Genomic DNA, 22,632 nt, shown 5'->3' on the forward strand with positions numbered 1-22,632 from the left:
GGGTTGTTTTAGTAAGTATAAATAATAATATGGTAATGTCTTTTCAGTTAGGTAAGAGGGGGAGGGCCCTTTGCTGAAAAACCTGGTGCGCGTTTTACGGCGCGGTGGGAAAAGGAATCCTTCTGCGGAAGAAGAAAAGCTATTAGCGCAGCTGGACTTAAACCGTCTGCCTCGTCATGTAGCCATTATTATGGATGGCAACGGCCGTTGGGCACAAAAAAGGGGTTTACCCAGAACCTACGGCCATCGGGCCGGGGTAGAGTCTTTACGGGACACGGTGCGTACCTGTGCCGAGTTGGGCATCAGATACCTTACCGTTTACGCCTTTTCCACGGAAAACTGGAAGCGCCCCAGGGATGAAGTGGATGTGTTGATGAATTTGCTGGTGGAATACCTGCATAAGGAAATAGAAGAGTTATGCTCCAATAATATCCGCCTTCATCCCATTGGCCGCATTCAGGAATTGCCTTCCCACGCCCGAAAGGCCCTGGACATGGCCGTCTCCCGCACCAGGAACAACCAGAAGATGGTCCTCAACCTGGCCCTGAATTACGGTGGGCGGATCGAGCTGGTGGATGCCGTGCGGACCATTGTAACGGAAGCGCTGGCCGGGAAACTTACCCCGGAACAAATTGACGAATCCACCATTTCCAGCCACCTCTATACCGCCGGTCAGCCGGACCCAGACCTGTTGATCCGGCCTTCCGGTGATTACCGGGTAAGCAACTTTCTACTGTGGCAGCTTTCTTACACCGAATTCTGGATGACCACCGTGATGTGGCCCGATTTTCGACGGGTGCACCTTTTGCAGGCCCTTGTGGATTTTCAGCGACGGGAGCGGCGCTTCGGCGGCCTGATTAGAGGTGAACAAAGGTGCTCAGGCACAGAATTTTGAGTGCACTGGTGGGTATCCCCCTCTTCATTGCCGCTGTCTGGCACGGGAACCTGCCCCTTCTGGTGTTCACCGGATTGCTGATGGTGCTGGCTGCTGTAGAAATGGTTGCTTTGTTTCAGCGCGTAAATTTATATCCACCCCACGGGCTGGCTGTTTTGGGGAGTCTTTTCCTGCTTGGCAGCGCATATCTATACAAGGACGCGGGCCTGGGGGGAGCAGTGGCACTGATACTGTTTTTCATTCTGGTCTTCATGGTGCTTCTTTATCCGGCCTTTTCCCCGGTGGAAGGTGCCGTGACCCTGCTGGCAACCCTTTATATCGGTTTGTTCGTTTATATTTATCTTCTTCGCTTGTTACCCGATGGCTGGATATGGTTGACTTTCACGCTGGTGGGCACCTGGTCCAGTGATACCGTTGCCTATTTTGCAGGAAAAAGGTGGGGCCGGCGCCAGCTGGCGCCGGCTTTAAGCCCGGGCAAAACCGTGGAGGGGGCGGTGGGAGGTTTGGCGGGCAGCCTGCTAGCGGCAGTGGCTTTTATGATCATTTATCCTTTTCTTCCCCGCGGTCCCCTGCTTCTTTTGGGGCTGCTTTTAGGGTTGGCGGCAATGGTAGGGGATTTGGTGGAGTCGGCTTTTAAGCGCCAGGCGGGGGTAAAGGATGCCGGGGATATTATTCCCGGCCACGGGGGTATTCTCGATCGTTTTGACAGTATGCTCTTTACTGCCCCATTAGTATACTACTATGTGGGTAGGTTTATAATAAGCTGAGGTGACGCGGGTGCCCGGGTCTTTGCGGGTAGCTATACTGATTACTACTGTTTTACTTTTTTATCTGGCCTGGAAATACGTTGTTCCGGAGTTGCTGGTCATTTTAAATTTCCTATTGACCGTGCTTACCCCCTTTATTTTGGCGGTAATTATTGCCGTACTCATTGAACCTGTGGTACGCTTTCTACATCAGGTTTGTCGCATCAACCGTTCACTGGCCGTGGGCCTGTCCATGCTGGTGGTTATCGGCGGGGCGGGGGCTTTGTTAACCCTGCTGGTATTGCGCCTGGCGGTGGAGCTTTCCGAGTTGTCGGTGCGCCTTCCCCAGTACATGGGACCTTTACAGGCGGAGATCAACCGGCTGGTGGAGAAGGGTAAAATCTTTTATTTTCAACTGCCGCCGCTGGTTACCGAGCGCATTCAAGAAAATATGGGCACCTTCACCGGCTGGCTTTCCCATGTGGCTGGTTCTTTGGCCGGTTCCCTGCTACATTTCATAACTTCCCTTCCCAACGCGCTGGTGACCATTATCGTCGCCCTTATTGCCACCTATTTCTTCAGCCGGGATTACCAGTTGATCATAAAACTCTGGCTGGAGACAGCCCCGGAGCCCTGGGGCCAAAGGGTGGTGGAGGTAGGCCGGCGGGTTGTGGGGGCTTCCTTCGGTTATTTGCGCGCCCAATCTTTTTTGGTGACCCTGACGACCATTCAGAGCATTGTAGGGCTTTATATAATTGGGGCCAAATATTCCCTGACTGCTGGTCTACTGATTGGACTTTTTGATATCATTCCTGTACTGGGACCGGCAACCATATATATACCGTGGGCCATCTGGTCCTTTTTCACCGGTCAAATTGCCTTTGGGGTTAAGCTGGTGGTGCTTTACCTGCTGGTCTGGGGGGTGAGGGAAGTCCTGCAGGCCCGTGTGGTGGCGGCCAGCCTGGGCCTGCATCCCCTGGCCGTTCTGGTGGCCATGTATGTGGGGCTGAAGGCCATTGGCGTGGTGGGCTTGGTGCTGGGACCCTTGACCCTCATCGCCCTGCAGGCCGCTTTGGGTACCATCAAGCCCGTGAATCACAGGTAGGAGACGGATATTAACATGAGAGAGATTGTCATCCTCGGCAGTACCGGTTCCATTGGCCGGCAGGCCCTGGACGTGATCAGGCGGTTCCCTGGTGAATTGCGTGTGGCCGGCCTGGCCGCCGGAAGCAACTGGCCCCTTATGGCCGAACAGATCCGGGAATTCCGCCCCCGGGTGGTTGCCCTGGCCCGGGAGGAAGCAGCCCGGGAACTGGCCCAAAACCTCCCCCCTGAGGAATTGCCCGATATTTTTTGGGGTCCCGGGGGTCTGGTGACCGTGGCGACCGCTGCTGATAGCGGGGTGGTTTTGAACGCCCTCACAGGGACCGTGGGGCTGGGCCCCACGGTGGCGGCGCTGGAAAAGGGGCTGGATATTGCCCTGGCCAACAAGGAAACCCTGGTGGTCGCTGGTGAGCTGGTCATGAAGCTTGCCCGCGAAAAGGGAGCCCGTATTTTACCGGTGGACAGCGAGCATTCGGCCATCTGGCAATGTCTTGCGGGCCAGCCCCGGAACAGAGTGGGGAAAATCATACTTACGGCCTCGGGAGGGCCCTTCCGCAAAGAACCCGCGGATCTTTCCCGGGTCACGGTAGACGAGGCTCTGGCTCACCCCAACTGGCGGATGGGAAAGAAGATTACCATAGATTCAGCTACCCTGATGAATAAGGGGCTAGAAGTCCTGGAAGCGCACTGGCTTTTTGCCGTGCATTATGATCAAATAGAAGTGGTGGTCCATCCTCAGAGCATTATCCACTCGATGGTGGAATTTGTCGACGGCTCGGTCATAGCTCAGCTGAGCCTGCCGGACATGCGCCTGCCCATCCAGTACGCCCTTTCTTACCCTGACCGCTGGCCCGGTGAATTGCCCCGGGTGGACTGGTTTGCTTTAGGCGAACTCACCTTTGAACCGCCGGACACCAATCGCTTTCCCTGTCTCGCCTTGGCCTACGCCGCCGGCCGCACCGGCGGGACCATGCCGGCAGTGCTTAATGCCGCCAATGAGGTTGCCGTTGATGCTTTCCTGGCCGGAGAAATTGATTTCACCACCATACCCCGGCTTGTGGCCGGGGTCATGGAGGAGCACGCGGTCATTTACGAGCCTACTTTAGATGAGATTCTGGCCGCAGACCAGTGGGCCCGCCGGGCAGCGCGGGAAAAAGCAAGAGGGTGATGGTAATGCAGACATTGTGGGCCTCCATTCTGGTTTTCGGATTGCTAATTATTTTTCACGAGCTGGGTCACTTCATTGCCGCCAAGCGAGTGGGCATCAAGGTTCACGAGTTCAGCGTGGGACTTGGCCCCAAGCTTTTAAGCATCCCCCGGGGGGAAACTGCTTACAACCTGCGCCTGTTCCCCCTGGGCGGTTTTGTGCGCATGGCCGGGATGGATCCGGCGGAGGAAGTGGAGGACGAGGAAAAGAGTTACCAGAACAAGACCGTGGGCCAGCGGGCTGCCGTGATTGCGGCCGGTCCGTTGATGAATTTCCTTCTGGCTGCCCTTTTGTTGACGGTTATCTTCATGGTTCAGGGCTTTCCAACCCCTACCACCACCATCGGCAAACTGGTTCCTGGCCAACCTGCCGAAAATGCCGGCTTAAAACCCGGCGATCAGATCATTGCCATTAACGACCGGCCAGTAACGCGCTGGGAGGACGTAACTAGTCTGGTAAATGCTCATCCCGGGCAGCCCATTACCGTAACGGTGTTGCGGGATGGAGGGAAGGAAAAGTTTAAGCTGGTCACGGCCGTAAATGCCGAGGGCCGGGGTATGATCGGCATATACCCCCGCCAGGAGATGCGCCCCCTGGGCCCCTTTGCGGCCCTATACCGGGGAATGGAGTATACGTTACGCCTCAGCGGGTTGATCCTGGAGTTTGTCGGCAGGATGATTGTCGGTCAGGCACCGGCCGAGGTGGGCGGGCCGGTGCGCATTGTCCAGGAAATTCATACCGCCGTCCAGCTGGGGTTCTTTTACCTCCTGCAGCTGGCCGCCTTTTTAAGCATCAACCTGGGCCTGTTCAACCTTTTGCCCATTCCCGCCCTGGATGGCAGCAGGCTTCTTTTTCTGGCCCTGGAAGGGTTGAGGGGGCGGCCGGTGGATCCCACCAAGGAAAATTTTGTCCACCTGGTGGGGTTTGGCCTGTTGCTGCTCCTGATCATGGTCATCACGTATAAAGATATATTGGGATTGCTCTAACGGGGGGAAGTCCGTGCGACGAAGATACACCCGCCCCATCAATCTCGGTGATGTACAGGTAGGAGGAGGGGCGCCCGTTTCGGTGCAGTCCATGACTAACACCGATACCCGGGATGTCCGGGCCACCCTGGACCAGATCCACAGGCTGGTCCAGGCGGGCTGTGAAATAGTGCGGGTGGCCGTTCCCGACCTGCAGGCTGCCCGGGCACTAAAAGAAATCAAGGCCGGGTGCCCTATCCCACTGGTGGCCGATATTCATTTTGACTACCGCCTGGCCCTGGCAGCCCTTGAGAGCGGTGTGGACGGCCTGCGGATTAACCCGGGCAATATCGGGGGCCGGGAACGGGTGGCGGCCGTGGTGGATGCCGCCCGGAAAAGAAGGGTTCCCATCCGCATTGGAGTCAATGCCGGGTCCCTGGAAAAGGATCTGCTGGCCGAGCACGGTGGGCCAACTCCACGGGCCATGGTGGAGAGTGCCCTGCGGCATATCCGGTTGCTGGAAGAAATGGAGTACCGGGAGATCAAGGTTTCCTTAAAGGCATCCAATGTGCCGGTGATGCTTGAGGCCTACCGCTTGCTGGCGCGGGAAGTGGATTATCCCTTTCATGTGGGCGTAACCGAGGCGGGAACCGTCCGCTCCGGAACAATCAAATCGGCCGTGGGCATCGGGGCGCTGCTGGCCCAGGGAATTGGTGACACCATCCGGGTGTCCCTTACGGGGGATCCAGTGGAGGAGGTGCGGGTGGGCTATGAAATTTTAAAGGCCCTGGGCCTGCGCCGGCGGGGAATCGAGCTCATTTCCTGCCCCACCTGCGGGCGAACTTGTATTGATCTCGAACGTATTGCCCTGGAGGTCGAGGAGCGTCTTTCCTGGGTGGACAAACCTTTAAAGGTGGCCGTTATGGGCTGTGCGGTTAACGGCCCCGGGGAAGCCAGCCACGCCGACGTGGGCATTGCCGGGGGGAAGGGGCTTGGGATTCTCTTCCGGGGCGGCCGCATTGTGGGACGTGTTCCTGAAAAAGACTTGGTAGACGCCCTGGTACGGGAAGTGGAAAACATTCTATCGGAGAAATGAGAGTAAGGGGGACTTACATAAGTGCGTGTCAGTCAGTTGTTTTTGCCTACTTTAAGGGAAGTACCGGCTGAAGCAGAGGTGGTGAGCCACCAGTTATTGCTGCGGGCCGGATTCATCCGCAAGGCGGCGGCGGGGGTGTATACCTTTTTGCCCCTGGCCTGGCGGGTAATTAAAAAGATAGAGCAAATTATCCGGGAAGAGATGGATCGCCAGGGCGGCCAGGAAATTATGATGCCCATCATCCAACCGGCGGAACTCTGGCAGGAGTCAGGCCGCTGGGACGTCTACGGCCCGGAACTATTCCGGTTGAAGGACCGGCACGGGCGGGATTTTTGCCTCGGTCCCACCCATGAAGAAATTGTAACGGCCCTGGTACGGCAGGAAGTAAACTCCTACCGCCAGCTGCCCCAGCTGCTTTACCAGATCCAGAACAAATACCGGGATGAGCGGCGTCCCCGTTTCGGCCTGTTACGGGGACGGGAATTTATAATGAAGGATCTCTATTCCTTCGACCGGGATGAAGCCGGCCTGGAAATAAGCTATCAAAAAATGTACGAGGCCTATACCCGGGTGTTCACCCGCTGCGGGTTAAAGTTTCGCCCGGTGGAGGCCGATTCAGGCGCCATTGGCGGCAATGATACCCACGAATTTATGGTGCTGGCCGATTCCGGGGAGGCTTTGGTAGTCTTTTGCCCCGATGAGTCATGTGGTTATGCGGCCAATGTGGAGCGGGCGATTTCGCCGGTGCAGGGTGGCGTTGCGCGTGAGGAAACACCGCAACCCCTTAAGACGATGGACACTCCCGGTATGCACACGGTGGAACAAGTTACCGGTTACCTGGGAGTGGATGCCCGCCGCCTGATCAAAACCATCCTTTACCAGACCGAAAAGGGAGTGGTGGCTGCCCTGGTACGGGGTGACCGGGAAGTAAACGAGGTTAAGCTGCAAAAGGTCCTGGACGTGCTGCGCCTGGAGCTGGCTAATGCGGCCACCGTGAAAAGGATCACCGGGGCTGCGGTGGGTTATGCCGGCCCGGTGGGCCTGCAAGATGTCTGGCTGGTAGCCGATGAGGAGGTCATGTTGCTGGTCAATGCCGTTACCGGGGCCAACCGGGATGATGCGCACCTGGCCAATGTAAATCCGGGACGCGATTTTACTCCCCAGGTGGTGGCGGATATACGTAAGGTGCGGGCCGGGGATCCCTGCCCCAAATGCGGCGCACCCCTCAAGGAAACCCGCGGTATTGAGGTAGGACAAATTTTCAAGCTGGGAGACAAATACAGCCGCGTTTTGGGAGCCACCTACCTGGATGAGCACGGCCAGAGCCGGACCATGATCATGGGGTGTTACGGCATTGGCGTAACCAGGACCATGGCTGCGGCGGTGGAGCAAAACCACGATGAAAACGGGATTATCTGGCCGGTGTCCATCGCTCCCTTCCATGTAGTGGTGGTTCCGGTGAACCACAGGGATGAACAGCAAATGGGTCTGGCCGAAGAGGTTTACCGGGAGCTGGAGGCCAACGGGATAGAAGTGGTCCTGGACGACCGTCCTGAACGGGTGGGGGTAAAGTTCAAGGATGCGGATCTGGTGGGTTACCCCATGCGTATTACTGTGGGCAACCAGGCTGTCCAAACAGGGGAGCTGGAGGTGCGCTACCGGGCTAGCGGGGAAACCCGGCTGGTGCCGCGGGAGCGGATTACCGGTCATGTCCGAGAGTTTATTGCTCAGGCTTAGAGGGGATGGTTATGACTATCCTTGAACGGGTGGTCATTTTATCGGTAACGGCCGGCACGGGTCATATGCGGGCGGCTCATGCCTTAAGAGAGGCCATTCAACAAAGCAATCCGGCCGCAGAAGTAATTGTCCTGGACACCTTCCGGTATACCAGCCCTTTTTTAGAAAAGGTGATTTTGGGCACCTACATGGAAATGCTCAAAATTACCCCGGTGGTTTATGGCTACCTTTACCGTCAGGCAGAGCGGGATCAACCCTTTTCAGGATTTGCCAAGCAGGAATTCAACCGCATCCTGAACATATTAACCGCCCCTAAACTGGTTGAGTTTTTGAAGCAAACCCGTCCCCAGCTGGTGGTTTGTACCCACCCTTTTCCCGTGGGCATTCTGGACCGGCTGAAAAGCCAGGGCCTTTTTCGGATTCCGGTAATGGTCACCATTACCGATTTTACCGTTCATTCCTTCTGGATCTTTCCCGGAGTGGATGCCTACGTGGTGGCCAGTGAAGACTTGCGGGAACCCCTTGCAGAGTTTGGCACCCCCCTGGAGCGGGTGTACGCAACAGGGATCCCCATCGATCCTGCCTTTGCCCGGCCGGTGGATCGCTTGAGCATCCAGCAGAAGCTTAACCTGGATCCGTACCTCCCCACCGTGCTGGTCATGGGAGGCGGTCTGGGTTTGGGCCCCCTGGCCGAAGCGGTGCAATGCCTGGGCAACGGTTCCGTGCCCTGCCAGTTGCTGGTAGTTGCTGGACGCAATGAACAGCTGCGGCAACGGCTGTTGCGGCTCGCCGAATCCAACTGCCACCCCACCAGGGTTTTTGGGTTTATCGAGAATATCCACGAACTTATGTCTGTGGCCCATATCATGGTGGGTAAAGCCGGAGGATTAAGTTGTGCCGAAGCCCTGGCCAAAGGCTTACCCATATTTATTGTGGATCCCCTGCCGGGTCAGGAGGAGCGCAATACCGAATATCTCTGCCGAGCCGGTGCCGCGGTACGGGTGAACAGGGTTCAGGACCTGGGCCGGGAGATTCTGTCCTGTCTTTTAGATAAGAGGCGTCTTTGGGATATGTCGGCGGCGGCTACGCGTCTTGGTAAGCCCCATGCCGCCCGGGAGGCAGTGGAATTAATGCAAAGGATCTTACAACAGGATCTCCTGGCCGCGGCAAGGGATTAGACACCCATGACGCTTTCAGTGCCACCAGCAAGCAGGATGAAAATGGCTGCCGTTTTGCACGAAGCGACCCAGCTACCATCGGCACCGAAATGTAGCATTAGAAAAGGTAACTTACTGAAATGGCAAAAAGATGACAGTAAAGTACAAATGCCATGCCGCCTTTGCAGCGCCGCTAGTCCGGTCCGAAGCGAGTATGGCAGCGGCATCGATTTATTTCAGGTAATGCAGACTTTTTCTGATGCCGCTGCGGCGAGGATTATTAGCTTTTGCGATAAAAACCATTTTGTCAGCGCGGAGCACCGGAGCGAGCGTGGACAACGCGGCACCATAGCTGGGTTATTGAACATTTACCAGGGGCGAGCGCGTGCAAACGGCAGGCAAGTGCTATTTTTCAGAACAGTAGTGGTGTGTTGAAGGTGGCGGGGGGATAGATTATGTTAACGGAAAAGGAAATTATCTTGCGGTTGGTGCTGGCGGTCGTCCTGGGGGGAATGATCGGCCTGGAACGGGAAAGGCTGTACGTCTCCATCCGTACCTATTCGGCGGGCTTTCGTACCCATATTCTGGTTTGTGTGGGGTCGGCTCTGGCCATGGTGGTATCGGAGGGCCTTCATTTCCAGTTTAAGGGTGATGCGGCCCGGGTGGCCGCCCAGGTAGTTAGCGGCATTGGTTTTCTTGGTGCCGGAGCCATCCTGCGGGAAGGCCCCCTGGTGCGCGGGCTGACCACTGCTGCCAGTTTGTGGGTGGTGGCCTGTGTCGGCCTGGCGGCAGGGGGCGGGTTTTACCTGGCGGCTACCCTGGGTACTGTCCTGGTTCTATTCGCCCTGGTTATTCTGGGGGCCATTGAGGATTATGTGCGCAAAAAACGCCAGGAAGACGTATTGAATCTTGTGGTGACCAGCGACCCCGAAGATTTTCAGAAGGTGGGGGCCCTGCTGGATGAATTTGGCCTCATAGTTAAAAATATTGAAATCGAAAAAATGGGCGATGGAGATCGCCAGTTATTGGAAATCACCGTCCAGTTCCGCCCCCATGTCAACCGCGTTTTGATCCTGAACAAGCTGGCCTCTTTGCCCGGGGTGTACCGGGTCGAACACCGGCACAGTTAAAACCCTTGCCAGCCGTTGTTTTCTGTGGTATACTTTGATTTGGTTTACGTTCCGTTGCCTTTTGTCAGTAACAGGAGTGGGTAACACCCACTCTTTCGTCTTATAATATACAGACACAACTATAATCAATTAAGAGGAGGATACGGCCGTGGTTAGAAACAAGGTCGTGGCCGCAGTGGAGGAACTGGCCACTCCGCTGGTGACCGGCTTGGGGTTAGAGCTGGTCGGCGTGGAATATGTGAAGGAGGGGGGGCGTTGGTACCTGCGCATTTTCATTGATAAGCCCGGGGGAGTGACGCTGGATGACTGCCAGGCAGTGTCGGAAAGCCTGGATCCCCTCTTGGATGAGGCAGATCCCATACCCCATTCCTATCACCTGGAAGTTTCTTCTCCCGGCATCGAGCGGCCATTAAAGAAGCCTGCCGATTTTGAGCGTTTCTCGGGGCACCGGGTGCAGCTCACCACCTTCACCCCCCAGGATGGACAAAGAAAGTTCACCGGCCGCCTGGAGGGTTTAGAGGACCAGATGGTGGTCCTTATCCTTGATGACGGGCAGGAACGGCGTATCCCCTTTTCCGAGGTGGCAACGGCACGGCTAAAGGCAAGTTGGCTCTAGGAGGCAGGCGAGATGAATACCGAAATTTTGACAGCCGTAAAGGAATTGGAAAAAGAAAAAGGCATTTCGGCCGAGATCCTTTTCGAGGCCCTTGAGGCAGCCCTGCTTTCCGCGTACCGGCGCAACTTCGGTTCCCTGCAAAATGCCCGGGTAATTGTTGACCGCCAGACAGGGGATTTCAAGGTTTATTCCCAGCGTACGGTGGTGGAGGAAGTGACCGATCCCCGGCTGGAGATTTCCCTTGAGGAGGCCCGGAAAATCGATCCCCGCTACCAGGTGGGGGATGTGATTGAAAAAGAGGTTACGCCCCGGAACTTCGGCCGGATAGCCGCCCAAACGGCCAAACAGGTGGTGGTCCAGCGGATCCGGGAAGCCGAGCGCAACATAGTGTACGAGGAATTTGCCAGCCGGGAAGGGGATATCGTCACCGGGATTGTCCAGCGGGTGGAACAAAAGAATGTCTACATCAGCCTGGGCCGGACGGAAGCCATTTTAACCCCGCCGGAACAGATGCCCGGGGAAGAATACCGCCCTGGAAACAGGATTAAAACCTACGTGGTTGAAGTGCGCAAAACTACCAAAGGGCCCCAGATACTAGTTTCCCGTACCCATCCGGGCCTCTTGAAACGGCTTTTGGAACTGGAAGTGCCGGAGCTCCAGGAAGGCTTGGTGGAGTTGAAGGCTATTGCCCGGGAAGCCGGCTACCGGTCTAAAATCGCCGTTTATTCCCGGGAGGAAAAACTGGATCCGGTGGGAGCATGTGTGGGCCCCAAGGGTGCGCGCATCCAGGCCATTGTTAACGAGCTAAACGGGGAAAAAATTGACGTGATTAAGTGGAATCCCGATCCTTCTAAATTTGTGGCCGCGGCCCTGAGCCCGGCAAAAGTGGTGGCGGTGGAGATCTGGGAGGAAGAAAAAATTGCCCGGGTGATTGTGCCGGATTACCAGCTTTCCCTGGCCATTGGCAAGGAAGGTCAGAATGCCCGTCTGGCAGCCAAGCTCACCGGGTGGAAGATAGATATCAAGAGCGAATCCCAGATGCAAGAAATATACGCCCAGGAGTACAGGGAGTACTATGGTGATGACAGTGTCCTGTAAATTATGGGCATGAGGAAGGTGATCCATTTGCCCAGGGTAAAAAAGGTGCCTTTGCGCATGTGTGTGGGCTGCCAGGAGATGAGGCCTAAGAAAGAGCTAATCCGGGTGGTGCGTACTCCCCAGGACACCGTTGAGATTGATCCGACAGGTAAGCGTTCTGGGCGCGGAGCCTACATCTGCCCCCGGCGGGAGTGTTTGCAGAAAGCAGTTAAAGGCAAGCGGCTGGAGAAGGCCCTGCAGCGCTCCGTTGCTCCGGAAATCATCCAGTCCCTGGCCGAGGGATTGCAGGAATGAGGGGCGGGGGAGTAACGCAAATGCTTTTTCTGGCCCGGCGTGCCGGACGCGTCGTGGGGGGGGATAGGGCGGTACGTGCCGCCATCCAGCGGGGTAGCGCCAAACTGGTGCTCCTGGCCACCAATGCTTCCGGGCGTACCAAAAGGACCTTTTTGTTTTGGACCCGTTCCATGGGGGTTCCCGTGGTTACCTGGGGGCTAAAAGAAGAATTGGGTCGTATCATGAACCGGGCCACATGTGCCGTCATGGCTATTACCGATGAAAACTTTTCCCAGGGGATTTTAAAACATTTAGAAAGGGGAGATAGTGGCTAGTCGTTAGTTGTTGGTTGTTGGTGGTTGGTGGCGACTGACAGCTGCAACTGACGACTGATGACTAACCACCAGCCACCCACTCTGGAGGTGTTTGCATGGTCAAAAAACGAGTACACGAACTGGCCAAAGAACTGGACATAGAAAGTAAGGAACTGATGCAAAAGCTTGGTAATATGGGCATTTCAGTGAAATCACCCCTCTCTACCCTGCAGGATGCGGAGGTGGAGCGGGTGCTGGCCGAGTTAAAGGGCGGGAATGAAAAAGTGGTGAACGCTAAAGGTGTAAACCAGCAGCCCAAGACACCGGCATCCCAGGCGCAGGCCAGGACGGATAAGCCTAAGGAGGGCAAAAACAACCAGAAAAAACGGCATTCGGAACGTCCCCGGCATCAGCAGGACGCCCGGCGCTATGATCGCGGGCCGGGGCTGGTGGACCGGGTACCCTCCCGTCCTCCGGACCGGCGTTTTCAGGAGCGCCCGTTGAAGGTGGAACCGCCCCAACCTCCGCCAAGGGTGCAGGCCCAGCAACCCCAACAGGCCCAGCAGCCTGCCGACAGGGTGCAGCAACCTGCCGCCCGCGGTAGGACGCCTGCCGAAAGAAAGGCCCAGGCTGCTCCTTCCCAGGGTGAAGCTACCGGGCGCCATCCGGCCAAAACAAGGCCTGAACATTTAAAGGTACCCAAAGTCCCGCAGGAAATTAAGGCCGTAAGCGAAAAGGTGCGGTCCGATAAAACCCGGGGGGAGAAGAAACAGGAAAAACAACATACTGCCCGGGTTCGGGACAGGAAAGAGCTCCTGAATGAAACGCTGGCCGACCGCAAGTTGCGGCCCCTGACCAGCCAGAAAAAGAAAACGGCGCCCAGGGAGCCGGAACCCAAGCCTGTGGTGGAGAAAAAGCCCATTGTTATTGGCGAATCCATCACGGTGAAGGAACTGGCCGAAAAAATGAAGAAGAGCCCGGCTGAGGTAATTAAAAAACTAATGATGCTGGGTGTGCTGGCCACCATCAACCAGGAAATTGATGTCGATACCGCCACTATCCTGGCCCAGGAATTTGGTTTTGAAGTGGAAGTCAAGGTGGAACAGGATGTGGAGGCTCTCTTCATGCAGGAGCCGGAAGATGATCCCGCCGATCTCCAGCCGCGCCCCTGTGTGGTCACGGTTATGGGCCACGTGGACCACGGGAAAACTTCCCTGCTGGACGCCATTCGCGAGACCAATGTTACCGCCACGGAAGCCGGTGGGATTACCCAGCATATCGGTGCTTACCAGGTGGAGCATAATAACAAAAAGATTACCTTTCTGGATACCCCGGGTCATGAAGCTTTTACCGCCATGCGTGCCCGGGGGGCCAAGGTTACGGATATCGCCATTTTAGTGGTGGCGGCAGACGACGGGGTAATGCCCCAAACCGTGGAAGCCATCAACCACGCCAAAGCTGCCGGCGTACCCATTATAGTGGCCATCAACAAGATCGACCGGCCCGATGCCAACCCCGATCGGGTTAAACAGCAGCTCACCGAGTACGGTCTGGTGGCTGAAGAATGGGGCGGCGACACGGTGATGGTTCCCGTCAGTGCCAAGACCCGCCAGGGGTTGGAAGATCTCCTGGAAATGATCCTGCTGGTGGCTGAAATGCAGGAACTGAAAGCCAATCCCGACCGTCCCGCCAGGGGAACGGTGATTGAGGCCGAACTGGATAAGGGGCGGGGTCCGGTAGCCACGGTGCTGGTGCAAAACGGCACGCTCTCGGTGGGCGACAACCTAGTGGCGGGTACAACCTGGGCGCGGGTGCGGGCCATGATGGATTATAAAGGCCGGCGGGTGAAAAAGGCGGGTCCTTCCACGCCGGTAGAAGTCCTTGGCTTTTCGGAAGTACCCCATGCCGGAGACCAGTTCTTTGTAGTGCCCGATGAAAAAACCGCCCGTCAAATAGCCGAAAAACGGGCCAACCGCAAGCGCGAAGAGGAATTTAAAGCCGCCATGCCCCGGGTTTCCTTAGACGACCTCTTTAACCAAATAAAAGAAGGCCAGGTTAAGGAACTGCGGGTGATCATCAAGGCCGACGTACAGGGTTCGGCCGAGGCGTTGAAACAGGCCCTGGAGCGTTTGTCCACGGAAGAAGTAAAGGTAAACATCATCCACCAGGGCGTGGGGGCAATCACCGAAACGGACATCATGCTTGCTTCCGCTTCCAACGCCATCATCATCGGCTTTAACGTACGTCCCGATGTTAACGCCCGCCGCGTGGCCGAGAAAGAAAAAGTGGATATCCGCCTCTACCGGGTAATTTACGATGCCATCGAAGACGTCAAGGCGGCCATGAGCGGTCTTTTGGAGCCCGAGTACCGGGAAGTGATCCTTGGCCGGGCCGAAGTACGGAAAACCTTTAAGATTTCCAAAGTGGGCACCATTGCCGGCTGTTATGTGACTGATGGCAAAATTGTCCGGGATGCGGGCGTCAGGGTCATCCGGGACGGCGTGGTTGTTTATGAAGGCAAGCTGGATTCCTTAAAACGGTTCAAGGACGACGTCCGGGAAGTGATGCAGGGCTACGAATGCGGCCTTGCCCTGGAAAAGTATAATGAGATCAGGGAGGGCGATATAATCGAAGCCTTCACCACGGAAGCGGTTAAAAGGGAACTGGCCTAGCAGGGTGAACGGGGAGGTGCGGATTGTGCCCTATCGTCCGGAACGGTTGGCTGAAATTATTAAGAAAGAAGTATCGGACATGCTACGGGATGAGCTCAAGGATCCGCGCATCGGTTTTGTCACCATTACCGGGGTCGAGGTGTCGACTGACCTGCGTTATGCCAGGATCTTTTTCAGTGTCCTGGGTTCGGAGGAGGAGGCCAAAGCTTCCCTGGAAGCCTTAAATCACGCCCGGGGCTACGTGCGCAGTGAACTGGGGCGGCGGATCCGCTTAAGGTATGCCCCGGAAATTTCCTTTAAGCTCGATCCTTCCATCCAGCGGGGTATCCGGGTGATGGAGTTGTTGCATGACGTGAAAGAACGGGGTGCCGCGGGTGATGACTAGCCTGGGTACAATAGCGGAATGCCTTAAAAAGTCCAGCCGGGTAGTTTTAAGCGGGCACGTCATGCCCGACGGGGACTGCCTGGGTTCAGTAGCTGCCCTTGGCCTCGGTCTTTTAAAATTGGGCAAGGAAGTAACCCTGGCCAGCCCCGATCCCCTGCCCGAGCTATACCACTTTCTTCCCGGGGCGGACCGCTTTCTCATCGGGGAGCAGGCCTTGAAAGGGAATTATGATACCTTTGTGGTCCTGGATAGTTCCGTACCCGACCGGCTGGGGCCTTTAAAGGAGCTGCTTTTTCGCGATTTGGTGGTTTGTCTCATTGACCATCACGTGGGCAAACACGATTTTGGTCACCATGTCTATGTCGATCCAAAAGCGGCGGCAACCGGTGAAATTATCCAGGACCTTTTGGACTTGCTGCAGGTACCTCCGCAGGTGGAGATAGCCAGCTGCCTTTACACGGCCATTGTCACCGATACCGGTTCCTTTCGTTACCAGAACACGACTCCCCTCACTCACCGCCGGGTGGCCAGGCTTATGGAAGAAGGGGTTGATGCCGCCCGGCTGAATGTATTGCTTTTCGAACAGAAATCCCTTTTACACCTGCGGGTTCTGCAGGCGGCCCTGCAGACGCTGGACCTTACTCCCTGTGGGCGGGTAGGCTGGATGAGCGTTACCCGCGAAACACTGGACAGTTTGGGAGCCCGGGAGGAGCATACCGATGGGCTCATCGACTATGTGCGTTCCCTGCGCGGGGTGGAGGTGGCCCTCTTGTTCCGGGAAATTGTTCCCGGCCGCTGGAAGGTAGGTTTTCGCTCCCGGGGGCGGGTGGATGTACAGCGCGTAGCTTCCCAGTTTAACGGTGGGGGCCACCTCCGGGCTGCAGGAGCGGTGGTGGAAGGAGAAGTAGGGGCGATCACCAAAGGGGTGGTGGAGGCCGTTCTGAAAGCGATGCAGGAGGATTAAGATGGATGGTATTCTAAACATTTTAAAGCCGCCCGGGATGACTTCCCATGATGTGGTGGCCTTTATCCGGCGCTTAATGGATGGAGGGAAAACGGGTCATACCGGTACCCTGGACCCAGGGGCGGCGGGGGTGTTGCCGGTATGCGTGGGACGGGCCACCCGGGTAATCCAGTTTCTTCCTGGTGATAAGGAATACCGGGTGGAAATTACCTTCGGCCGGGCCACTTCCACCGGCGACGCCTTCGGGGAAGTGGTTTACCGGGGCGATGCCGCAGCACTAACCAGCGGGGCGTTAGAAGAAGCCTTAAGGGCCTTTATGGGCGAAATCATGCAGGTTCCACCCATGACTTCGGCAGTTCGTCACCAGGGGAAAAAGCTTTATGAGCTGGCCAGGCAGGGAATAGAGGTGAAACGGCAGCCTCGACGGGTACATATTTATTCCCTGCGGTTGGTACGTATGGATCGCACGGGTACGCCTCACCCCCGGGCCCTGGTAGACGTGGCCTGTTCCGCCGGCACATACATACGCGCATTATGTACCGATTTGGGACAACTACTGGGATGCGGGGCGTATATGAGTTTTCTATTACGCACCAGGGCGGGCGTTTTTTCCCTGGATGAAGCACTTACCCTGGAAGAAGTACAGGAATTTGCCCGGCAGGGCAGGCTTTCCGGTAAGCTGGTCAGCTTGGAGCAGGCGCTGGAGCACTTGCCCCCCATATATGTCCGGCCGGGGGCGGTGGACCGGGTTAAGTCCGGCAGCCCTTTATACTGGCCGGGTGTGGCCACAGCACCAGATTTTTTGCAGGAAGGCCAGCTGGTTAGACTGTGTGCCGGCCGGGCTGTTTTGGCTGTGGCCAGATCGGTGGTTGATCCGGAACGGCCGGGTTACTACCAGTTTAAACCTGTAAGGGTGTTGGTTTAATTTACTTACTATTACGTATACGTTGCCAGGGGGCTTGATGAACCGTGAAAGTATACGAAACATGGGAAGGAATGCGAAATCAATACGCAAATTTAATGGTCGGCCTGGGGAACTTCGATGGAGTACACCTGGGGCACCGGCAATTGATTTGCAAAATGGTGACCGCAGCCCGTGAGAGGAAAGCTACGCCGGCAGTTTTTACCTTTCATCCCCATCCCCTGGCGGTGTTAGATCCGGAACATGCCCCCCCTTTGCTGCTTACTCCCCACGCCAAGGAAAAGATCATGTGCCGCCTGGGCGTGGAAGTTTTGTTGCGCGTTCCCTTTACTGCCGAGTTTGCCCGGATTGGTCCGCGGGAGTTTATTGAAGAAGTATTGTTCCGGGGGTTGGGTGTAAAAACCGTTTTCGTGGGTTATAACTATACCTTCGGCTACCGGGGGGAGGGTACTCCCGAACTTTTAAAAGAATACAGCCGCAAATACGGGTTCGAGGTACATGTGGTGCCTCCGGTAACTGTGGACGGCCAGGTGGTGAGCAGCACGCTGATCCGCAGCCTGTTGCTGGCCGGGGAAGTTACAAAGGCCGCCCGCTTCATGGGTTACTATCCCTTTGTGGAAGGCCAGGTGGTCACCGGAGACCGGCGGGGATCAACACTGGGTTTTCCCACCGCCAATTTAAACCCCGAGGAGGGGCTTTTGATACCGGCCAACGGGGTGTACTCGGTGGAGGTGGAGGTAGATGGTGATCGCTTCCTGGGTGTAGCCAATATCGGGACGAAACCCACCTTTAACGCTAAAAACGTCCGGCCCAACATCGAGGTGCACCTGCTGGACTTTCAGGGAGATCTTTACGGACGCTGGATTCTCGTGCGCTTCAGGCGCCGCTTGCGGGAAGAGAGGCGGTTTGCCTCCGTGGCCGAGCTGGTAGCCCAGATCCAGAAAGACATCCACCAGGCCAGGATGGAATACGGCGGGGAACAAAGGTCATATAAATACAAGTAAAGTAAATATTCAGTAAAACCGTTATGAGGAGGATGCGGTGCTGTCGGCGCGAAGCACTGGAGTGAGCGGGGACAGCGCCGCATCCAACCGGGTTCACTGAATATTTACAGTAAAGTTTACTTCTTTCCGGGATTGTGCTAAAATAAAACCGCTAAGCCTCCCGTGTATGGGGAAGGGAGACTTTTTAAATGGGGGTTCCCAGGCTGGATTCTCCTGACGAGGAGATCAAAAAATGGCTCAATCATATCGCCCTGATTTGTTTGAGCGAAGAATTTCATGAACTCAAAAAGGAACTGGAGCAAATTTATCGCCAGTCCGAGGTAGAGAATTACACTCTTGCGGCCTTTGTGGACGCATTGTATGCCTTTGTCGCACAGGAAGAGTATAACCGGATTTGCCAGTCCGGGACCTTATAGTTACAATTGGGGCTATGCGGATTATTATTACCGAGCACGCCAAAAAGCGCCTCCGGGATTTTCGGCAGGAAGGCATCACCGTAGCCGATATAACGGTGGCCGCAAGTAACATTCCCGGGCGTATTCCTACAGCAACACGTTTTCGCGGCTTTATAGCCCGGTCGGGCCGGGTTTTTGATATTGTGGCCAAAGATATCCCAGGCGGACGCCTGGTGATTACTATAATCGGGAAGTAGATTTCCCGTGAACTGTTGGCTAGGGAACTCGTTTCTCCGGCGGTTAGCTTGGCCAGCAGCGATTACAGTTAAGGAGGAGGTGACTTCTCGGTGGCGCTGACGTCTGAAAAGAAACAGGCCCTCATTGCCGAACACAGACTGCATGAAACCGACACCGGGTCTCCGGAAGTGCAGGTTGCTATCCTGACCGAACGGATCAACAGCCTGACTGAGCACCTGCGGGTTCACAAGAAGGACCATCATTCCCGGCGCGGTCTGTTGAAAATGGTTGGCCAGAGGCGGGCTTTGCTCAACTATCTAAAGGACAGGAATTTCGACCGCTACCGGGCACTGATTGAAAAACTGGGCCTGCGGAAGTAAGAAGGGCGGGGTGCTAACCCGCCTTTTTTCACTATATGCGGGCTTCGTTTGACCCCCGGGGAAGAGTAGTATTTTTTACTTCGTCAGCAGGAAATAATATTTATTATGTAGAAGAAATATCAGTTATGAAAATTTAGGTAGGTTAAACAGGAGGTTAGGTAGCTTTACATGTCAGAAAAACCTATTTTAATTAAAGAAATTGAAATCGGCGGCCGCTGCCTGAAGCTGGAAACAGGTCGGGTAGCCGGGCAGGCCGGTGGGGCAGTCCTGGTACACTACGGCGATACGGTGGTGCTGGTTACAGCTACCATGTCCAAAACAGTGCGGGAAGGAATTGATTTCTTCCCCCTCACGGTGGATTACGAGGAAAGGCTCTATGCCGTGGGAAAAATCCCCGGCGGTTTCATCAAGCGTGAAGGCCGTCCCAGCGAAAAGGCTATTCTTTCCGGACGGTTGATTGACCGGCCCATACGACCCCTCTTCCCCAAAGGTTGCCGCAATGAGGTGCAGGTGGTGGCTACCATTTTATCCGTGGATCAGGATAATGCTCCTGAAATAGCCGCCATGATCGGGGCATCCGCTGCTCTGCACATCAGTGAAATTCCCTTTCAAGGCCCCATTGGCGGTGTGATTGTGGGGCTGGTTGATGGGGAATATGTGATTAATCCCACACTGGCTCAAGCCGAAAAAAGTCTAATGCACCTGGTGGTGGCTGGAACCCGCGATGCGGTGATGATGGTGGAAGCCGGTGCCAAGGAAGTACCCGAAGATCAGGTATTAGGAGGCATTGCCTTTGGGCACGAAAAAGTAAAAGAAATTGTTGAGTTTATCGAGAATTTCCGGGAAGAAGCCCTGGCCCTCGGCCTGGCTAAAGCGAAGATCACCCCCGTCCTGGCCCAGGTGGATCCCCAGGTAGAAGAGGCGGTGAGCGGGCCGGCCGCTGAGGAACTGACGGCGGCCGTGCGGCAGTGCATTGAGCGGCGGCTGGACAAGCAAGCCCGGGAAGCCTTCCTGGATGAAGTAAAGACTAAACTGGTGGAATCCTTCCAGGAAACTTTCCCCGAACAGGAGCAATCCATCCTGGCCGTTATTGAGGCGGTAGAGAAAAAGATCGTGCGCCGTTTCATACTGGAGGAAGGGGTTCGCATTGACGGGCGCGCTTTAAATGAGATACGGCCCATCAGTGTGGAGGCAGGAATTTTACCCCGTACTCATGGCTCGGGGCTTTTTACCAGGGGCCAGACCCAGGTGCTTTCGGTAGTCACCCTGGGCGCCATTTCGGATGAACAGATTCTGGACGATCTGGGCATTGAGGAAGCCAAACGGTTTATGCACCATTATAACTTCCCTCCCTACAGCACCGGGGAAACACGGCCCATGCGTTCCCCTGGGCGGCGGGAGATTGGTCACGGCGCTCTGGCGGAACGGGCGTTAGAGCCGGTAATTCCCGGTGAGGATACTTTTCCCTACACCATCCGCCTGGTTTCCGAGGTTCTTTCTTCCAACGGTTCCACATCCATGGGAAGCGTGTGCGGCAGTTGCGTGGCCCTGATGGATGCGGGCATCCCCATCAAAGCCCCGGTGGCTGGCGTGGCTATGGGACTGATTAAAGAGGAAGATAAGGTGGCCATCCTCACCGATATTCAGGGTATCGAAGACCACCTGGGGGATATGGACTTCAAGGTGGCCGGCACGGCCAGGGGAATTACCGCCCTGCAAATGGACATTAAAATTCCCGGCATAAACACGGATATTCTCGAAAAAGCGCTGGCCCAGGCCCGGGAGGGGCGACTGTATATTTTAAACAAGATCCTGGAAGTTATTCCTGCACCCCGGCCGGAATTATCACCCTATGCGCCCCGGATTATTCATACTGTTATCGATCCCGACAAGATCCGCGAAGTCATCGGTCCGGGCGGCAAGGTGATCAAAAAAATTATCGATGAGACGGGCGTCGAGATCGATATTGAAGACGACGGCCGGGTTTATATCGCAGCCGTGGATCCCGCGGCAGCTAAGCGGGCACTGGAGATAATTGAAAATATTACCAAAGATGTGGTGGTCGGCGAGATATACACCGGTAAAGTAACCAGGGTTACCGACTTTGGTGCTTTTGTGGAAGTGGTACCCGGTGTATTTGGTATGCCGGGCAAAGAGGGACTGGTGCATATTTCCCACCTGGCCCACCACCGGGTGAACCGGGTGGAAGATGTGGTAAAAGAGGGGGACACCATTGTGGTGAAAGCCATCGGGTTTGACAACCAGGGGCGCCTGAAGCTTTCCCGCAAGGAAGCCCTGCCTCCGGAACCCAGGGAGGCAGCCCCTCAACACCGGCGTTCCAAGGGTCGCCAGGGCCGCCACTAAACTAAAAATTTTTTAACAAACTCCCCTACCATGGTTTATTTCGTGGAGGGGTTTTATTATGTTGTTTTTTAAATCCTGGTAGCGGCGTAATTTTGGGGAAAAAAGAGGCGATACCGCACCCTTTCCCGGCATACAAATATGGTGATGAACCAGGAAAGGGTGGCTGGGATGCGCGTTTATTTTTTTAGCCGTCAGCGATTGTTACGGGGCTTTTTGCTCCTGATGCTTAGTTTTTCCCTCCTGGCCTGGGGATACTGGTATAACCTCTCCCTGCAGGCGTTGCCGGCACAGTCGCAACCCGTTTACCAAGGCAGCAGCCGGGAAAAGGAAATTGCCCTCACCGTAAATGTGTTTTGGGGGGAAGAGTATCTGCCGCAAATGCTGGACATATTGGAAAAGGGAGGAGTAAAAGCCACCTTTTTTATTGGCGGGCAGTGGGCGGAACAATTTCCGGTGTTGACCCGGACGATACATCAAAAGGGACACGAAATTGGCAGCCACGGTTATGCCCATCCCCACCCGGACCAGCTTTCCGTAAGCGGTAATTTACAGGACATTCGCCGGGCGGAGGAGGTGCTGGTGGAAATAACCGGGGAGCGCCCGAAATTGTTCGCACCTCCTTACGGCGAACACGGCCAGTCAGTGCTCCAGGCAGCCAGGGAAGCGGGTTACTGGACCATCCTGTGGAGTGTGGATACCGTGGACTGGCAGCGTCCCGAACCTCACGTAATCAGCAGCCGGGTTTTAGAAAAGGTCCATAACGGGGCAATTGTGCTGATGCATCCCACGGCTCCTACAATAGAAGCGCTGCCGGTAATTATTAAAGAATTAAAGTCCCGCGGCTACCGGTTGGTAACCGTGTCTCAGTTACTGCACCACCTGGAAAGTAAGCGGTAGCCCGGTTGATATGATAACAAAACATAAACTGCTCTCAAACCGGGAAGCTTAGAGCTTGGATAGACTGGATTCAG

Annotated in this window: 24 protein-coding genes; all 24 read left to right on the forward strand. The window is 55.8% G+C overall.

Annotated elements, in window-relative coordinates; genetic code table 11:
* Positions 1 to 70 precede the first annotated feature (70 nt).
* The 24 genes from uppS to BUA65_RS01575 all read left to right on the forward strand — a co-directional run bounded on the left by uppS (position 71) and on the right by BUA65_RS01575 (position 22,558).
* Complete coding sequence (uppS, locus tag BUA65_RS01460; protein ID WP_084061962.1) at positions 71 to 895, forward strand: undecaprenyl pyrophosphate synthase; 825 nt, start codon at positions 71 to 73, stop codon at positions 893 to 895.
* Complete coding sequence (locus tag BUA65_RS01465) at positions 874 to 1,662, forward strand: phosphatidate cytidylyltransferase (RefSeq protein WP_072866994.1); 789 nt, start codon at positions 874 to 876, stop codon at positions 1,660 to 1,662. Before uppS ends, BUA65_RS01465 begins: the two co-directional genes overlap by 22 nt.
* 22 nt (positions 1,663 to 1,684) lie before the next feature.
* Positions 1,685 to 2,746 carry a sporulation integral membrane protein YtvI gene (gene ytvI, locus BUA65_RS01470; protein WP_242656199.1) on the forward strand — a complete coding sequence of 354 codons (1,062 nt, stop codon included), beginning with the start codon at positions 1,685 to 1,687 and terminating at the stop codon, positions 2,744 to 2,746.
* 15 nt (positions 2,747 to 2,761) lie between these two features.
* Positions 2,762 to 3,913, forward strand: a complete 1,152-nt coding sequence (locus BUA65_RS01475; RefSeq protein ID WP_072866996.1) for a 1-deoxy-D-xylulose-5-phosphate reductoisomerase — start codon at positions 2,762 to 2,764, stop codon at positions 3,911 to 3,913.
* A gap of 5 nt (positions 3,914 to 3,918) precedes the next feature.
* On the forward strand, positions 3,919 to 4,938 hold the full coding sequence (gene rseP, locus BUA65_RS01480) for an RIP metalloprotease RseP (protein WP_072866997.1): 1,020 nt from the start codon (positions 3,919 to 3,921) through the stop codon (positions 4,936 to 4,938).
* A gap of 13 nt (positions 4,939 to 4,951) precedes the next feature.
* Positions 4,952 to 6,013, forward strand: coding sequence for a flavodoxin-dependent (E)-4-hydroxy-3-methylbut-2-enyl-diphosphate synthase (gene ispG, locus BUA65_RS01485; RefSeq protein WP_072866998.1), 1,062 nt, complete (start codon positions 4,952 to 4,954; stop codon positions 6,011 to 6,013).
* 21 nt (positions 6,014 to 6,034) lie between these two features.
* Positions 6,035 to 7,750 (forward strand): proline--tRNA ligase, encoded by a 1,716-nt coding sequence (locus tag BUA65_RS01490; protein WP_072866999.1) that lies wholly within the window; start codon positions 6,035 to 6,037, stop codon positions 7,748 to 7,750.
* 11 nt (positions 7,751 to 7,761) lie between these two features.
* Positions 7,762 to 8,928, forward strand: coding sequence for an MGDG synthase family glycosyltransferase (locus tag BUA65_RS01495; protein WP_072867000.1), 1,167 nt, complete (start codon positions 7,762 to 7,764; stop codon positions 8,926 to 8,928).
* Between the two features lie 6 nt (positions 8,929 to 8,934).
* Positions 8,935 to 9,342 (forward strand): hypothetical protein, encoded by a 408-nt coding sequence (locus tag BUA65_RS01500; RefSeq protein WP_131821449.1) that lies wholly within the window; start codon positions 8,935 to 8,937, stop codon positions 9,340 to 9,342.
* 20 nt (positions 9,343 to 9,362) lie between these two features.
* Entirely contained in the window at positions 9,363 to 10,037 is a 675-nt protein-coding gene (locus BUA65_RS01505) for an MgtC/SapB family protein (RefSeq protein ID WP_084061963.1), read from the forward strand.
* 148 nt (positions 10,038 to 10,185) lie between these two features.
* Positions 10,186 to 10,653, forward strand: a complete 468-nt coding sequence (gene rimP / locus BUA65_RS01510; protein ID WP_072867003.1) for a ribosome maturation factor RimP — start codon at positions 10,186 to 10,188, stop codon at positions 10,651 to 10,653.
* A gap of 12 nt (positions 10,654 to 10,665) precedes the next feature.
* Entirely contained in the window at positions 10,666 to 11,751 is a 1,086-nt protein-coding gene (nusA, locus tag BUA65_RS01515; RefSeq protein ID WP_072867004.1) for a transcription termination factor NusA, read from the forward strand.
* A gap of 27 nt (positions 11,752 to 11,778) precedes the next feature.
* Positions 11,779 to 12,045 carry an RNase P modulator RnpM gene (gene rnpM / locus BUA65_RS01520; RefSeq protein WP_072867005.1) on the forward strand — a complete coding sequence of 89 codons (267 nt, stop codon included), beginning with the start codon at positions 11,779 to 11,781 and terminating at the stop codon, positions 12,043 to 12,045.
* Between the two features lie 20 nt (positions 12,046 to 12,065).
* The gene (locus BUA65_RS01525) at positions 12,066 to 12,359 is read left to right on the forward strand and encodes a L7Ae/L30e/S12e/Gadd45 family ribosomal protein (RefSeq protein WP_165613171.1); all 294 of its coding nucleotides are present in this window, start codon (positions 12,066 to 12,068) and stop codon (positions 12,357 to 12,359) included.
* Between the two features lie 95 nt (positions 12,360 to 12,454).
* The gene (infB, locus tag BUA65_RS01530; RefSeq protein ID WP_072867007.1) at positions 12,455 to 15,010 is read left to right on the forward strand and encodes a translation initiation factor IF-2; all 2,556 of its coding nucleotides are present in this window, start codon (positions 12,455 to 12,457) and stop codon (positions 15,008 to 15,010) included.
* A 25-nt stretch (positions 15,011 to 15,035) separates the two neighbouring features.
* Complete coding sequence (gene rbfA / locus BUA65_RS01535; RefSeq protein ID WP_072867008.1) at positions 15,036 to 15,395, forward strand: 30S ribosome-binding factor RbfA; 360 nt, start codon at positions 15,036 to 15,038, stop codon at positions 15,393 to 15,395.
* A complete protein-coding gene (locus BUA65_RS01540; protein ID WP_072867009.1) occupies positions 15,388 to 16,359 on the forward strand; it encodes a DHH family phosphoesterase in 972 nt (323 codons plus the stop codon). The genes rbfA and BUA65_RS01540 overlap by 8 nt, the downstream gene beginning before the upstream one ends.
* Before the next feature lies 1 nt (position 16,360).
* On the forward strand, positions 16,361 to 17,284 hold the full coding sequence (gene truB / locus BUA65_RS01545; RefSeq protein WP_072867010.1) for a tRNA pseudouridine(55) synthase TruB: 924 nt from the start codon (positions 16,361 to 16,363) through the stop codon (positions 17,282 to 17,284).
* A gap of 44 nt (positions 17,285 to 17,328) precedes the next feature.
* Positions 17,329 to 18,285 (forward strand): bifunctional riboflavin kinase/FAD synthetase, encoded by a 957-nt coding sequence (locus tag BUA65_RS01550; RefSeq protein WP_072867011.1) that lies wholly within the window; start codon positions 17,329 to 17,331, stop codon positions 18,283 to 18,285.
* A gap of 188 nt (positions 18,286 to 18,473) precedes the next feature.
* A complete protein-coding gene (locus tag BUA65_RS01555) occupies positions 18,474 to 18,701 on the forward strand; it encodes a hypothetical protein (RefSeq protein ID WP_072867012.1) in 228 nt (75 codons plus the stop codon).
* A 14-nt stretch (positions 18,702 to 18,715) separates the two neighbouring features.
* Entirely contained in the window at positions 18,716 to 18,937 is a 222-nt protein-coding gene (locus BUA65_RS01560) for a hypothetical protein (protein ID WP_072867085.1), read from the forward strand.
* A 90-nt stretch (positions 18,938 to 19,027) separates the two neighbouring features.
* Positions 19,028 to 19,297: a 30S ribosomal protein S15 gene (rpsO, locus tag BUA65_RS01565; RefSeq protein WP_072867013.1), complete on the forward strand. Its 270-nt coding sequence runs from the start codon at positions 19,028 to 19,030 to the stop codon at positions 19,295 to 19,297.
* A gap of 168 nt (positions 19,298 to 19,465) precedes the next feature.
* Entirely contained in the window at positions 19,466 to 21,661 is a 2,196-nt protein-coding gene (locus BUA65_RS01570) for a polyribonucleotide nucleotidyltransferase (RefSeq protein ID WP_072867014.1), read from the forward strand.
* A gap of 168 nt (positions 21,662 to 21,829) precedes the next feature.
* On the forward strand, positions 21,830 to 22,558 hold the full coding sequence (locus BUA65_RS01575) for a polysaccharide deacetylase family protein (RefSeq protein ID WP_072867086.1): 729 nt from the start codon (positions 21,830 to 21,832) through the stop codon (positions 22,556 to 22,558).
* Positions 22,559 to 22,632 lie beyond the last annotated feature (74 nt).

The sequence above is a fragment of the Desulfofundulus thermosubterraneus DSM 16057 genome (assembly GCF_900142025.1).
GTDB classification, from domain to species: Bacteria; Bacillota; Desulfotomaculia; order Desulfotomaculales; family Desulfovirgulaceae; genus Desulfofundulus; species Desulfofundulus thermosubterraneus.